Below are 14,506 nucleotides of genomic sequence, written 5' to 3'. Positions count from 1 at the left end.
TACCACCCAGCGGGGGCGCAGGATCAGTTTCGTCAGACATCCGTCACATCTTGTGCGCGCGGTAGTGCAGTCTTGAGGGACTATGTCTGTGCTTGAACGCCTCGAAAACGAAACCGACCCCGATGTTCTCTTCGAGGCGTTCGAAAGCTGGGCGGCCGAGCAGGGCCTCACCCTGTACCCGGCGCAGGAGGAAGCGGTCATCGAAATCGTCTCCGGTGCCAACCTCATTTTGAGCACACCGACCGGAACCGGCAAGTCACTCGTGGCTGTCGGGGCCCACTTCGCCGCGCTCTCGGCCGGCAAGCGCAGTTTCTACACCGCGCCGATCAAGGCCCTGGTGAGCGAAAAGTTCTTCTCCTTGGTGGAGACCTTTGGAGCGGAGAACGTCGGCATGATGACCGGCGATTCGAGCGTCAACGCCGACGCTCCGATCATCTGTTGCACGGCGGAGATCCTCGCCAACCTCGCGCTGCGCAACGGTGAGGACACCGAAGTCGACCTCGTCGTGATGGACGAATTTCACTTCTACGGTGACCCGGAGCGCGGCTGGGCCTGGCAGGTGCCGCTGCTGTTGTTGCCGCGGGTGCAATTCATTCTCATGTCGGCCACGCTCGGTGACGTGAAGTTCATCAGCGACGACCTGTCCCGGCGTACCGGACGGGACACGGCCGTCGTGACCGGGGTGGAACGCCCGGTCCCACTCAGCTACTACTACGAGCAGACGCCCGTGCACGAAACCGTCGAAGAACTGCTGCACACCGACAAAGCCCCGGTGTATATCGTGCATTTCTCTCAGGCGGCCGCCCTGGAACGCGCCCAGGCCCTCGCGAGCGCCAAGGTCGCCTCCCGCGAGCAGCGTGATGTGATCGCCGAACTGATCGGCGAGTTTCGGTTCACCACGAGTTTCGGCAAGACCCTGTCGCGGCTCATTCGCATGGGAATCGGCGTGCACCACGCCGGCATGCTGCCCAAATACCGTCGGCTGGTCGAGCAGCTCGCCCAGCGCGGCTACCTGCGCGTGATCTGCGGCACCGACACCCTCGGCGTCGGCATCAACGTGCCCATTCGCACCGTGCTGTTCACCGCGCTCACCAAGTACGACGGTGTGAAAATGCGCCAGGTCAACGTGCGCGAGTTCCATCAGATCGCCGGGCGGGCCGGGCGGGCCGGCTACGACACCGCCGGCACGGTCGTGATCCAGGCGCCGGAGCACGAGAGCGAGAACCTCAAGGCCATTGAAAAGGCCGGCGACGACCCGAAGAAGAAGCGCAAGATCGTGCGCAAGAAGGCACCCGACGGCTTTGTGTCCTGGGGCGAACCGAGTTTTCGCCGACTGGTCGACGCCGAACCCGAGACCCTGTCGTCGAGCATGCAGATGACCGCGGCGATGCTGATCAACGTGATCGGGCGCGGCGGCGACGCCTTCGCGCACGTGTACTCGCTGGTCTTCGACAACCACGAACCGTGGCGGCGACAGCTGGTGCTGGCCCGGCGCGCGCTGGGCATCTACAAGACCCTCCGCGAAGCCGGAATTGTGGAGCAGAGCGCGAGCGGCAGCATCCGTTTGACCGTCGACCTGCAGGCCAACTTTGCGCTCAACCAGCCGCTCTCGCCGTTCGCGCTGGCCGCGTTCGAGCTGCTCGACCCCGAAGCGCCCACCTACTCGCTCGACATGATCTCGATTCTGGAATCTACCCTGGACGACCCGCGGCCGGTGCTCATGGGGCAGCAGTTCGCCGCCCGCGGTGAAGCTGTGAATGCGATGAAGCGGGAAGGCATCGAATACGACGAGCGGATGGAGCTGCTCGAAGAGATCACCTACCCCAAGCCCCTCGAGGAGCTGCTGAACTACACCTTCGAGACCTACAAGGCCTCCCAGCCATGGATCGCCGACTTCGAGCTGCGACCGAAGACCGTCGTGCGCGACATGTATGAGCGGGCCATGTCGTTCGGGGAATTCATCGCGTTCTACAAGCTCGCCCGCAGCGAGGGTGTCGTGCTGCGCTACCTGTCTGACGCCTACCGGGCGGCCCGACAGACCATTCCCGACGAGGCTAAGAACGAAGACCTGCTCGACCTGATCGAATGGCTCGGCGAGCTCGTGCGCCAGGTCGACTCGAGCCTGCTCGACGAGTGGGAGGAACTGCTGCACCCCGATCTCGCCGTGCACGCCGCCGAATCGCACGCGATTCTGCCGCCGCCGCCGCGCCGCCTCACCACCAACACGCGGGCCTTTCGCATTCTGGTGCGGAACGAACTGTTCCGCCGGGTGCAGTTGGCCGCACTCGAGCACTACGACCAGCTCGGCGAACTGGACCGCGAGCACGGCTATTCCAGTGACGTCTGGGCCGAGGCGATGGATGGCTACTTCGCCGAGCACAATGAGCTGCTCACCGGCGGCAACGCGCGCAGCTCCGACCTGCTCATGATCGAGGAGGGCGCCGAAGAGTGGATCGTGCGCCAGATTCTCGACGACCCGGCCGGGGACCACGACTGGGGAATCAGCGCGAGCGTGAACCTCGCCGACTCTGACGAGCTCGGCGAAGCCGTCGTGCGCGTCACCGGGGTCAACCGGCTGTAGCGCGGCTCCGCGCCCTTAACCGCGCCCGCGCCCTTAATCGCGCACAGGGTCTTGACCGCGCCCACGCCCGAGACTGGTAGCCGCTACGGTAACGGGCATAGCGGCTACCCAGATCGGGCGTGCGCGTGCGGTGTCGGCGTGCTGCGCCGCTACGCGCCGGGAGCGCTCAGCGGCGCGGCCGCGTCGGCCGTCCATTCGTTGAGCGACCCGTCATAGATCGAGACGTGCTCGTTGCCGGCGCGGATGAGCGCGAGAGCGCTGGCCGCCGCGGCGATCCCACCGCCGCAGTAGGTCACGAGGTGAGCGCTTGAGGTCACGGTGGGCGCGAGGGTCGCTTTGAGCGCGTCACCACGGAGGAACGCGTTCGTGACGGGGTCGACGAGCTTCGCGGCTGGCAGGCTGATGCTGCCCGGAATGTGCCCGGCGCGCGGGCGGGTTCCGGCCGTACCGGCGAACTCCGCCGGCGGTATGGAGCAAACGAGGGCGGCATCCGCGTGGCCGGCGACGATCGACTCGACAAAGCTCTTGTCGACCCACAGCTCGGGCCGCGGCGTTGCCACAAAGCCGCCGGAGAATCTTGGGTGCGTGCCGCCGGCGACCCGCGGGCGTACGGCGCCGGTGGCGTACGGGCGCGTTTCGGCGTGCCACTTGGTCAGGCCGCCGTCGAGCACGGCGACATTGTCGTAGCCGAAGGATCGGAACAGCCACCAGATGCGCGCCGCCCATTGACCGACGACGGCGTCGTAGACGACCACCGTGATCTCATTGTCAATGCCGACGGATGCTGCGGCCGCTTCAAACAGTTCGGCGTTCGGCCGCGAGAAGTCGAATTCGCCGGTCGGGTCGGAGAAAACGTCGAACAGGTCGGCGAACACGGCACCGGGGATGTGTCCCTTGGTGAGGTAGTCCTCGCGCCCACTGAGGTAACGCGGCCCATCGGGGGTGACGGGTGCCAGGGCAAACACGGTGGCGTCGAGAATGACCAGATTGTCGGAACCGAGATGGTCGGCCAGCCATTGCGTGGACACAATGGGGCTGGACACGACGAGCGAGGATGGCACGGGTGAAGTCATAATTCAAGGCTAGCGGTGGCCGCCGACACCGGCCGGAATCGGAGTCGGTTCAGGTCGTTCAGAGACACACAGCTACAGCGTCGTGGTCCAATCGAGGTTGATTTTCTGTTTGATGTAGATGTTCTCGCCGAGTCCGGGCACGGAGGGATTCATGGTGAGCAATAGCTGCACCGGGATATTGAATCGCTGGGCAATATCGAAGAATGCGTCACCTTCGATGACCGTGTAGGTGAGCAGCGCGCCGGCACCATCGGACATCGTGGTGCCGCGCGCGCCGGGTGTGCTGCCGAGGTCGACGGCCGGCCCCTGGGGCAGCGGCACGGGTTCCGCGTTCGGCACGAGATCGGGTACTTCCGGGTTGGGAATCAATGCCGCTTCCTCCGTGGGTGTCGGAGTGGGCGTCGGGGTGGGCGTCGGCGAAGGCGTCGGTGCGATGCTCGGCGTGATGGTCACCGTCACCGCGGGTGCTGGTTCACCGGCGCAGCCGACCAGCGCAACGAGCAGGAGGGCAGCGACGGCGATGCCCGGGGGACGACGTGCGAAAACGGTGCGAATGGTGGAACCCTTCAAAGAAAGACGGTGCGGCCCGGCCGAGCCACGCGTTCAGCCAGCTTAGGGGGAGACCGGTCCGGTCGGACAGGCAGTACTACCCCCATGTGGGGATCAGATCAGCACTCGATCACGTTGACCGCGAGGCCATCCTCGCTGGTTTCCTTTTACTTCGTCATCATGTCGAGTCCGGTTTGGCGCATGGTTTCGATCACGGTGTCGAGGGAGACCAGGTGTGTCCCATCGCCGTGGAGCGCCAGCCGGGCCGCCGATACGGCCGTGGACGAGGCGATGGCGTTGCGTTCGATGCAAGGTACCTGTACCAGGCCGCCGACCGGGTATCAGGTCAGTCCAAGGTGATGCTCCATCGCGATCTCGGCCGTATTTTCGACCTGGCGCGGTGTGCCGCCGAGCACGGCACAGAGCGCACCGGACGCCATGGCACACGCAGCTCCGACCTCGACCTGGCAGCCGCCCCGTTGGTCGGCGCGGTGACACGCGGCCGCCGGCCGCATTCTCTTCGTTGACCGCGAGCGCGAAGGCGTGCAGCCACTTGGTCGAGGTGTCCTGGTCGTGTGCGGGCAGGCGGTCATATTCCTCTAAGCGCATACGTACCGCTGCGGCCCGACGCTTGACCTTGAGTCCGCCCGGCAGCGTGCCCTCGGCGACCAGGCCGGCTTCGACACAGACGTGCATGGCGTCCCAGATGGCGTCGAGTCCGGCATCGAATGCGGCGCTGCCATGGATGGCTTCTTCGTTGCGGCGCGCGACCTCGCAGATGCTGAGCTCGTGCGCGTCGCACAGCGCGAGCAATTCGGCACTGGACTCGAAGGGGAGCGGCTGCTGAGGAGCGGCCACGCGAATCTGGTCGCCGTCGTGCCGAATAAAACCGCCCCCGATGAAATAGTACGTCTCCTCGAACAGCGCCGTCGAGTCGTCGGTGCCAAACGGATCGGCTCCAAACGCGGACAGGGTCAGCGCGTTCGGATGCCCGGGGAGCCGGGTATGCGGTTCGAAGTGCACATCACTCTGGAGGATCGGGATCGTGTGCCCGCCGAGCAGCGTGATGGTCGCGCCGGTGTCGAGGCCGGACCAGGCCGCGCGCACGTCACTCGGATCGCAGGTTTCGGGTCGAAGCCCCCGGAGGCCGGCCAGGACGGCGTCGGGAGTGCCGTGGCCGAGTCCGGTGGAACCGAGCGAGCCAAAGAGAGAACAGCGGATGCGGGTGACCTCGGCCAAGCGGCCGGTCGCGACCAGGTGTTCGGCGAACACGCGCGCAGCACGCATCGGTCCCACCGTGTGGGAACTGGATGGACCCATGCCGATGGAGAAGAGGTCGAGAGCCGAGACGGACGCTGTCACACTCCCAAGATAAGTCTTTCGGCCGGGAAAGCCCCTTCGGGTCGCAGGCCGGATGCCAGCCACCGAAACGTGTGCGGCTTAAATACTCGAGCCACCCTTGCGGCAACAAGGGAGGCTCAAGAGTTCGGTGGGGCGTACTGAGCGTTACGCGATCGTGAAGGTGATGGTCGCGATGTAAGGGTTGACGGTGACGCCATCATCGCCGGCGTAATTGGAGCGGAAGGCGTTGGCCGGAACGGTCAGGTCGAACACCGGGGTCAAGGTGAAGGTGCCCTTGCCCGAGGTAGACGAGACCAGGGCCTGAGCCGTGCCGGACATTGTGACCGGCGCCGTAGTCGGAGCGGCGTCGGAGCCGGTGCCCGCGGTGACGGATCCGGGGGTGATCACGAGGTTGTTGGCGGCCAGCTCGCGCTCAACCGTGTCGACGGATCCCGCGGCGCTGGTGAAGGGGGTCACGCTGGCCGAGAGCGTCCAGGGGGCGGCGGTGCCGCGAGCGTTGACGACCTTCCACTGCGGGGCCTGGCCGGTCGAGGTCTTGTTGGAGATGCCGTCGAGCATGACACTGGTCATCGAGTCGGGCGCACTGGCCGCGAAGCTCAGAGTTCCGGCGCTGACGGTGGCGTCAACGGTGTCGGTGTCGGCGGCGTAAGCGGGGGAGAGGGCCAGACCGAGCAGCACGCCGGTGGTAGTGGTGATGACGATGCCTTTGATAAGAGCGTGCATGGTGTGTCCTCTGGATGATGCGGGTGCGGGCGCGCCAAAAAACGCGGCCACACGGTGCGGGCTGGCGAAGAAGAAGGGACAACTGGTCGCAGGGGATGAGCCGAACTTGTCAGTTGTGAGAACAAGCTCCGGTGGCGATAACCAATCTTTACACGGGCAAACCCCGAAATGGGGCTCGGTGGCGCAGGACTCGATCAGGGTTGGCGCAGGGTTCGCGCAGGGTACGGCTACGCGCCCTGTTCGGCCCGGGCGACCTGGGCGATGGCCTGCCGGGCGCGTCGGATGAACCGCGTGGTGCGCCAGCTGGCGAAGGCCAGGAACAGCGGGACAAGCACGGCGACGGCGATGATCCACCACGGCAGATAGACGAGGCTGGTGCTGACCGTTTCGGCGCCGGCATCGCTCTGCAGAGTGGCGCGCGCGGTGCCAGCTTGGATGAGCGGCAGCTCGGTGAGCACGGCTCGCAGCGTTAGCGTCGCCCCGGGCAGGATGCTTTCGGGGGTGTTGAAGCTGAGCGAGTCGTTCACCCCGATGGCGCTGTCAATCGACAGCTCCGTGACCGGGAAGAGAATCGTGTTGCCGGTATTCGTGATGGGCAGCGCAAAGGTGATCGAATCACCCGAGCGTTCCCAGCTCAGGTCTCCGTGAGCCAAGGTCGCCGAGGCCGTTCCGTCGACGGTGAGGTAGATGCGCACCCCCTGACGCTGGATCACGTCGAGCCGCAGCGCTGCGTCACCGTTGCCCGTGGTTGTTTCGCCCTGCACCGGCGGACTTTGAATGATCAGTCCGCCGGCGTAGTCGCCGGGGGTCGTGCCGACCGGAACGGTCAGTCGGAATGGTACGGCGAGATCGGAATTGGCGGGAACGGTGATTTCCTTAGCGTCGAGGGCGACCCAGGCGCCCACCCCCGCTCTCGTGTCGGCCTGCGCAGCGAGGGCGAAGGCGCCCTGGGGGGTGCTTTGACCGTCGACGGCATAGTTGAGTAACGTCACCGCGGCATCCGTGTAGTTACTAACGATCGCGGTCGCATCGATGGCCGCGCCGGGTGCGAGAACAATGTGAAAGAAATCCGACTCAAGCTGAGGACGGATGCCCAGGGTTCCGTCATCGATAGCCTGAGCAGACTGCGGCATGGCCAGGGCCAGGGCCAGACCAACCGGCGCAAGCAGGGCGGCGGCCAGCAGCACGACCAGGATGGTACGGGGCCGGGCCGTTCGCTCGGTCCGACGGGTACGGGGGAGACGTCCAAACGTGGGAAGCATGGGGTGAACCTTTGCCGAGGAAGCGGAGTGGCCCCCGCGTGGGGGCCACTGATATGTGAAGTGGGTCGTATTTTAGCTGATGGTGAAGGTGAGGGTCGTGACGTACGGGTTCACCGGGGAGGCGTTGATCTCGCCGGAAAAGTTGGACCGAAAGGCGTTCGGCGGAACAGCCAGGCTGAAGGACGGGGTCAACAGGTAGGTGCCCGGGTTGGATCCGACGGTCGAGAGCAGCACCTGCGGCGTACCCGACATGGTGAGGGGCCTGCCCACGATGCGCGCTGGGTTGGAGCCGTTCGGGCCCGCCGTGATCGGCCCGGGATCGATCACCAGGCTGTCGATGGGCAGGGTGCGGGCGATCAATTCCGTGCTGCCCGGTGCACTCGTCGCCGCCGTAGCGGTCACCGTGAGCGTCCACGGGGCTCCGGTACCCCGATCGTCGACGATCAACCACTGCGGGCCGGAGCCGGTGGCATACTGTGTGCTCGTGCCGTTCAAGACGACCGCTGACAGTGCCGCGCCGCCGGTCGAGGCGGTCAGGGTGCCCAGTCGCAGGGGCGTGAGCGTAAAGATGTTCGAATCGAGAGTGACCGCTGCGGTCACGGCGAGGGCGCGACCGTCGAACGTCGTGCCGGTCGTGACGGTGATCGACACCAGGGCGAGGATCGTGCCGGCGAATGTCGAGTAGGTACCCATGGTCGCGGAGCTGCCGACCTGCCAGAACACGTTGGCCGCCTGCGCTCCGTTGACCAGGCGCACCGAGCTGCCGGACGCCGTCGTGAGGGTCGAGCCGATCTGGAAGATGAAGACGGCGTTGGGATCATTGCCGGCGTCGAGTGTGACGCTTCCGGTGATGGCGAGGGTGCTGTTCGCGCGGTAGACCCCCGGCGTGAGGGTTGACGCGCCGATTTCGGGGGAGAGAATGGTCTGCGAGACGCGGCCGACGGCATCCGCATAGGCGCTTTCCAGGTCGGCGTGGGCCGCTCCGGCGTCGGCGCCAACCAAGATGAGGCCCCCCACTTGGCCCGCCGACATGCCCGTGACGGACGTGCCGGGGCTGACGCCGAGGTCGCCGCTCGTGGTCGTGTGGCCGGTGTTGGTAACCGTCGATGCACCGAGTACCGAGTAAGTCTGTGCCGCTCCGAGATCGAGCGGTGCCGGCGACGGAGCAGCCTGCGCCGGCAGCGCGGGGCCTCCGATCAGGGCGAGGGCGAGGCCGATAACGGCCAGAATGCCGTGCAGTCGTGGCGCGTGCCTGGTCATGGGCTACGCCATTGTGAAGGTGATGGTCGACGCGTACGGGTGCACGCCGTCGACGCCGACGTTGGAACGAAAGGCAGTGGCGGGAATGGTCAGGTCGAACAATGGAGCCAACAGCACAAAGGAACCCTTGGCTCCCGTTGCGGCGGGTGGCGCCCAGACGAGCGCCTGGGCGAGGGTGGACATGGTGAGGGCGGACGTCTCGGGGGCGGTGTCAGCACCGCCGGTGGCGACCACGGTGCCGGGTGTGATGACGAGATTCGCAACGCTGATCGTGCGCGGAACCAGTTCGTCCGCCGAAGTTCCGGGGGCGCTCGTGAAGTCTGAGGCGGATGCCGACAAAGTCCAGCCGGCTCCCGACCCGCGAGCATCAATGATGGTCCAGGCCAGGGCGGTTCCGGTTGAGCGCTGCTCGCCGCTACGCAGCACGACGGACGACATATTGCTCGGCGCCGACACCGTGGATTGGAGCCCACCTGAGGTGATCGTGAACTCCGCGGTATCGGCGGACTCGGCCGAGGCCGGCGGCGTGCCCAGGAATGACGCGCCGACGAGGCAGCCTCCAACCAGCAGGCTGGTCAGCGTACCGGTGCCAATCCACGTAGTGCGTGTGTGCAATGGACGTCTCCTGAGCGAGAAAGGGGCGGGAATAGAGTCGTGGTGTGCCGGTTCAGAGACCCTGAAGGCTCAGCTCGCTGGTCGTGCGAACTGAGAGCCTGTCGTTGCCGCGAAAAACGCTCAGAGAGAAACAAAAAGTCGTATTGAGTAATGACTATAACACCGAACAATACCCATTTGACACATTCTCAGAAATGGTCCAGCTGCGATGCACGAAGGCCGCCTCCGGAGGGACGGCCTTCAGGTACTCGGTGCTGTGGAACTAGTGCGTGCGGAACCGTGCGGTCATCGGGCAGTCGAACGGGTCACGAGCGGCCAGGCCGACCTTGTTGAGGTAAGCGATGACGATGCCGTAGCTTTCGAAGACGCCGGTCTCGGTGTACTTCACGCCGTGCGACTGGCAGTATTCCTTGGCGATTTCCTGCGCCTTGCGCAGGTGCGGTCGGGCCATGTTCGGAAACAGGTGGTGCTCAATCTGGTAATTGAGCCCGCCCATATAGGTGTCGATGAAGGTGCCACCGCGAATATTGCGGCTGGTCAGCACCTGGCGGCGCAGAAAGTCGACCTTGCTTTCGGCCGGAAGCTGCGGCATCCCCTTGTGGTTGGGGGCAAAGGATGCACCCATGTAGACGCCGAACACGGCCATCTGCACGCCGACGAAGGCGAAGGCCATGCCGAGCGGCAGAAAGAAGAAGATGACGGCGAGGTAGAGCGTGATGCGGGTGACGAGCATCGTGATCTCGATCCAGCGCTGGTCGACCTTGTGCTTGCCGAAGACCGTCTTGAAGCCCTGAATGTGCAGGTTGATGCCTTCGAACATCAATAGCGGAAAGAAGAAGTAGCCCTGCTTGCGGGTGACGAGTGCGCCGAGGCGGCTGACCTTCTTGGCGTCTTCCTCGCGGAACACGATGAAGTCGGGCTCGATGTCGGGGTCCTTGCCGATGACGTTCGGGTTGGCGTGGTGCCGGCTGTGCTTGGTCATCCACCAGGCGTAGCTGATGCCGACGAACAGGTTGGCCAGGATGCGACCGGCTCGGTCGTTGGCTTTGCCGGAGGTGAACACGGCACGGTGTGAAGCTTCGTGCGCCAAGAAAGCGAACTGGGTGAAGATGAGGCCGAGGGCTGCGGCGATGATCAGCTGATACCAGGTGTCACCGAGCAGAACGAAACCGGCAATAGCGCCGCCCGTAGCGACGACGAGGATGGAGAACACCATCCAGTAGAAACCGGTGCGACGGCCGAGCAGGCCCAGATTGCGCACGGTGTGCAGGAGTGCGGAGTATTCGGTTGTGGGGTTCTTGGTGTCTCCACCCGGGCGGGTCCTGATGATGCGGACCGAGGGTGCGGCTAGTGCTTCCGACATGAGGCCTTAGTGGATCGGGACTTCTCAGTCGGGACGTGAGCGATTACTCGTCGTGCAGATAGTCGTCAGTCTACGGTCGTCCGACCGCGATTCGTGCCTCATTCACACAGCATTCCCAGTCATTATATGCCAAAAATGGAATGTATTCGACCGTTCTATCGCCAACTTGGCATCCATATATGCAGTTGCCAAAACGAGAATGATGTCTGCATTCCGGTCCATACCGGTAAGAAAAACGCCGTGAGCAGCAGGGCGACGCCGAGTCCGACGATGACCGCCCGAAGAGCCCCAGGCTGCGGTTGGGGGTCGTATTCCGGTACCTGCGAATGTGCTGAATGCTTGCGTTTGGGCTGCGCCTGGTCGGGAATTTGCTTCAGTACCAGGCCAATGACGAAGGTGAGTCCGAGCAGCAGGTACGGTTCGAAGGCGATCGTATAAAACTGAAAAACCGTGCGGTTGAGATACATCAACCACGGTAGGTAGCCGGCGACCATGCCCATCAATATGAAACCGACCCGCCATTCCCGATACCGAGCCAGCCGGTAGACGAGGTAGAACAGCGCTGCCGTCGCCGCCCACCAGATGAGGGGGTTACCGACCGATGTGATGGCCTCAGAGCAGCTCTGCAGCTGGCAGCCGGGTTCACCCGAGCTGGAACCGCGGTAGTACATGCTGGTCGGTCGGGTCATGAACAGCCAGATCAACGGGTTTGCCTGGTACGGATGCGGTGTCGCGAGCCCCACGTGATAGGTGTACGCAGCCGCCTGGTAGTGCCAGAAGCTCTGCAGGGTATGCGGAACCCAGGCGAGCGGACCGGTCCAGGCGGCCCCTGCCCCGTCGGCCCCGGTCGAATCGGCCCATTGGCGGTAGTACCCACCGCGCGTGACAAACCACCCGGTCCAGGAAACCAGGAACGTCATGACGGCAATCGGAACCAGCAGCAGAAACGTGACCGGGGCCTGTTTGAGGATGGCGGCGCTGAGCCAGAATGACACGCCATTACGGCGCCGGGCCAGCGCATCCACGACGACGAGGTAGATGCCGAACGCGGCGAGAAAATAGACGCCGGACCATTTCACCGAGCTGGCCAGACCGAAGGCGAGGCCGGCGGCGAGCAGCCAGGGCCGCCACCACAGCGCCGGACCCCAGCCCTGCTCGCGGAGCCCGGCCAGTCGGCTGGCCAGTCGAGTCGCGTGCCACTCGCGGTCCAGCAAGATTGCCCCGAAACCGAGCAAGGCGAAGAACATCACGAAGTTGTCGAGCAGCGCCACGCGGCTCATGACGATGGCGTGACCGTCGATCGCGAGCAGAAAACCGGTGATCAGGGCGAGCAAGCGGGACTGAAACAGCTTCTGCGCCACGAGCATGATGAGCACGACCGCGAGCACCCCCACCACGACCGTCGCCAGCCGCCAGCCCCACGGGTTGCCGGGGCCGAGCAAATTCATGCCGAGCCCGATGAGCCATTTTCCGAGCGGTGGATGCACGACAAAGGACGGGTCGGTTGTGAATATGTCGGTGTGGCCCGCCTCGAACTGAACGTTGGCGTCTGCCGGCCAGGTGGACTCGTAGCCGTTATTGAACAGGCTCCAGGCGTCCTTGACATAGAACGTCTCGTCGAAGACGAGCGCGTGCGGCACACCGAGGTTCCACAGCCGTAGCACCGCGGCCAGGAGGACCACTGCGAGGGGAGCGCCCCAGCGAACCCATCGACTAGTAGCGAGCACGTGACCATCGTACAGAGGGACCGAAGAACGGATGCTCGGCTGGTGCTGCGAGAATTGCAGCATGATCATTCTTGCTGCCACCCCGATCGGAAACCTCGGCGACGCCTCCCGGCGCCTGATCGAGACCCTGAGCACCATCACCATCGTGGCGGCCGAAGACACCCGCGTCACCGTTCACCTGCTCAAGGCCCTCGGCATCGAGAATCGGCCCAGACTCATTGCCCTGCACGATCACAACGAACGCGGCAAGGCCGCCGAACTGGTCGAACTGGCTCGCGACACGGACATTCTCGTACTCAGCGACGCCGGCATGCCCACCGTCTCTGATCCCGGCTTTCATTTAGTGGATGCCGCGGTCGCCGCCGGCGTGCAGGTCACCGCCCTGCCCGGCCCGTCCGCCGTGCTGACCGCCCTCGCCGTGTCCGGGCTGCCGACCGACCGGTTCACGTTCGAGGGGTTCCTGCCGCGCAAACACGGCGAGCGGGTCAAACTGCTGCGCGATCTCAGCGCTGAACGCCGCACTATGGTCTTCTTCGAATCGCCCAATCGCCTGGCGGACTCGCTGCTCGACCTCGCCGCAACGCTCGGCCCTGACCGCCGCGTCGTGGTCTGTCGCGAGCTGACCAAATTTTTTGAGGAGGTCAAGCGCGGCACGGCAAGCGAACTGGCCGATTGGGCGGCAGCGGGGGTGCGTGGCGAGATCTGTGTCGTCGTTGCCGGTGCGGAAGTGCGGGTGCTGGACCTGGCCATGGGCGTGGCCGAGGTGCTGGATTTGGTGGCTGGCGGCATCCGCTTGAAAGAAGCTGCGGCCGACGTGTCCGCGGCCAGCGGACTTGGCAAGCGTGAACTGTACGAGCACGCGCTGCAGGCCAAGGCCGGCCCGGGAAAACCTGCCGTAAAAAAACCGGAATACCCGAGTCCTCTTCAGCGTTAGGTTCGATAAGTGTGAGTCGCACGGTCGCGACCAACCTCGGGAGGTTCTCGTGTGGCGCTCGGTGCAATTCTCCCGCTATGGGGGGCCGGAAGTTCTCGATCTGGTCGAGATGACCGCGCCGGTTCCTGGTGTCGGTGAGGTGGTCGTTGAGGTCATGGCGGCAGGCCTGAACCCTGGCGAATCCAGTATTCGGGAAGGGCGACTCGACAACGAGTGGCCTGCGCACTTCCCGGCAGGACAGGGCAGCGACTTCGCCGGCTTTATCGCGGGCGCCGGAGCGGGCGTCACCGGGTGGAAAATCGGCGACGCGGTGCTCGGTCACACGGTGCGCGGTTCCCAGGCGAATTTTGTCACAGTCCCGGTAGGGAACATCATTCACAAGCCCGAGCGGTTGCCGTGGGAGATCGCCGGCAGCCTTTACGTTGCTGCAGCGACCGCGTGGCAGGCGGTCTCCGGCGCGAGCCCCGGCCCGGGTCGCACGGTGCTCGTGCACGCCGCACACGGTGGTGTCGGCGTGATCGCGGCACAGTTGGCCAAACGACGCGGAGCCCGAGTTATCGGCACCGCCAGCCCGAACAGTTTTGACTACCTGCGCCAAATCGGCGTGATACCGGTGGAATACGGTCCAGGATTCGACGAGCGGTTGCGGCGGATTGCGCCCGATGGTGTTGATACCGAGCTGAATCGCCTGGGCGACAACGGACTGATGAATGTTGACTCGACCGACACCGTCGTGCTTGAGAAGATTGCGCGCCTGATCGCCGACCATCAGATCGTGATTCCGGTTGCCGCCATTTACCCATTCGAACGGGTGCGGGACGCCTATCGGGAGCTGGAAGCTGGGCATGCCCACGGCAAGATCGTGCTGTGCATGATGCCAGTCGAGTATGCGCACCAGAAGGTACGTGGCATCGACGTGCGCGAGAGCGAGGTAACGAAGGATGTCCCGAACCGCCCGCCGGTTCCGCCCATCCACGAGGCGCTCCCGCCGGTCTTCGGCCACCGACACCACCTGGCAGCCGCCGGCCCAGCGGCGGAGAGCTCCCACAGCGAGTAA

11 protein-coding genes and 1 pseudogene are annotated in these 14,506 nt (G+C 64.8%); 3 read left to right on the top strand and 9 right to left on the bottom strand.

Going from position 1 to position 14,506, the window contains the following annotated elements:
- Positions 1 to 82 precede the first annotated feature (82 nt).
- Positions 83 to 2,581, top strand: a complete 2,499-nt coding sequence (locus tag E3T41_RS16665; RefSeq protein WP_134479430.1) for an RNA helicase — start codon at positions 83 to 85, stop codon at positions 2,579 to 2,581.
- A gap of 149 nt (positions 2,582 to 2,730) precedes the next feature.
- Here E3T41_RS16665 and E3T41_RS16660 read toward each other — a convergent pair whose 3' ends face one another.
- From E3T41_RS16660 to E3T41_RS16620, 9 genes and pseudogenes are all read right to left on the bottom strand, one after another.
- Positions 2,731 to 3,654, bottom strand: a complete 924-nt coding sequence (locus E3T41_RS16660; protein ID WP_134479429.1) for a sulfurtransferase — start codon at positions 3,652 to 3,654, stop codon at positions 2,731 to 2,733.
- A gap of 72 nt (positions 3,655 to 3,726) precedes the next feature.
- The gene (locus E3T41_RS16655) at positions 3,727 to 4,224 is read right to left on the bottom strand and encodes a LysM domain-containing protein (protein ID WP_134479428.1); all 498 of its coding nucleotides are present in this window, start codon (positions 4,222 to 4,224) and stop codon (positions 3,727 to 3,729) included.
- Between the two features lie 146 nt (positions 4,225 to 4,370).
- A pseudogene (locus tag E3T41_RS16650) lies at positions 4,371 to 5,565 on the bottom strand (L-serine ammonia-lyase, iron-sulfur-dependent, subunit alpha).
- Between the two features lie 144 nt (positions 5,566 to 5,709).
- Positions 5,710 to 6,288, bottom strand: coding sequence for a WxL domain-containing protein (locus tag E3T41_RS16645; RefSeq protein ID WP_092451584.1), 579 nt, complete (start codon positions 6,286 to 6,288; stop codon positions 5,710 to 5,712).
- A 227-nt stretch (positions 6,289 to 6,515) separates the two neighbouring features.
- Positions 6,516 to 7,550, bottom strand: coding sequence for a DUF916 domain-containing protein (locus E3T41_RS16640; protein ID WP_241991221.1), 1,035 nt, complete (start codon positions 7,548 to 7,550; stop codon positions 6,516 to 6,518).
- 72 nt (positions 7,551 to 7,622) lie between these two features.
- Positions 7,623 to 8,810: an ice-binding family protein gene (locus E3T41_RS16635; RefSeq protein ID WP_134479427.1), complete on the bottom strand. Its 1,188-nt coding sequence runs from the start codon at positions 8,808 to 8,810 to the stop codon at positions 7,623 to 7,625.
- A 3-nt stretch (positions 8,811 to 8,813) separates the two neighbouring features.
- Entirely contained in the window at positions 8,814 to 9,425 is a 612-nt protein-coding gene (locus E3T41_RS16630) for a WxL domain-containing protein (protein WP_134479426.1), read from the bottom strand.
- Positions 9,426 to 9,687: 262 nt separating this feature from the next.
- Positions 9,688 to 10,788 (bottom strand): acyl-CoA desaturase, encoded by a 1,101-nt coding sequence (locus tag E3T41_RS16625; protein WP_134479425.1) that lies wholly within the window; start codon positions 10,786 to 10,788, stop codon positions 9,688 to 9,690.
- A gap of 155 nt (positions 10,789 to 10,943) precedes the next feature.
- A complete protein-coding gene (locus E3T41_RS16620) occupies positions 10,944 to 12,578 on the bottom strand; it encodes a dolichyl-phosphate-mannose--protein mannosyltransferase (RefSeq protein WP_241991220.1) in 1,635 nt (544 codons plus the stop codon).
- Between E3T41_RS16620 and rsmI the strand changes: the two genes are divergently transcribed.
- Together rsmI and E3T41_RS16610 are read left to right on the top strand one after the other, a co-directional pair.
- Positions 12,577 to 13,449 carry a 16S rRNA (cytidine(1402)-2'-O)-methyltransferase gene (gene rsmI / locus E3T41_RS16615; RefSeq protein WP_104131668.1) on the top strand — a complete coding sequence of 291 codons (873 nt, stop codon included), beginning with the start codon at positions 12,577 to 12,579 and terminating at the stop codon, positions 13,447 to 13,449. The two genes, E3T41_RS16620 and rsmI, sit on opposite strands and share 2 nt — an antisense overlap.
- Positions 13,450 to 13,498: 49 nt before the next feature.
- Positions 13,499 to 14,506 carry an NADP-dependent oxidoreductase gene (locus E3T41_RS16610; RefSeq protein ID WP_104131667.1) on the top strand — a complete coding sequence of 336 codons (1,008 nt, stop codon included), beginning with the start codon at positions 13,499 to 13,501 and terminating at the stop codon, positions 14,504 to 14,506.

The organism is Cryobacterium sp. Hh38 (genome assembly GCF_004403235.1).
Classification (GTDB): Bacteria; Actinomycetota; Actinomycetes; order Actinomycetales; family Microbacteriaceae; genus Cryobacterium; species Cryobacterium levicorallinum.
This window is presented reverse-complemented; position numbering and strand designations above follow the sequence as displayed.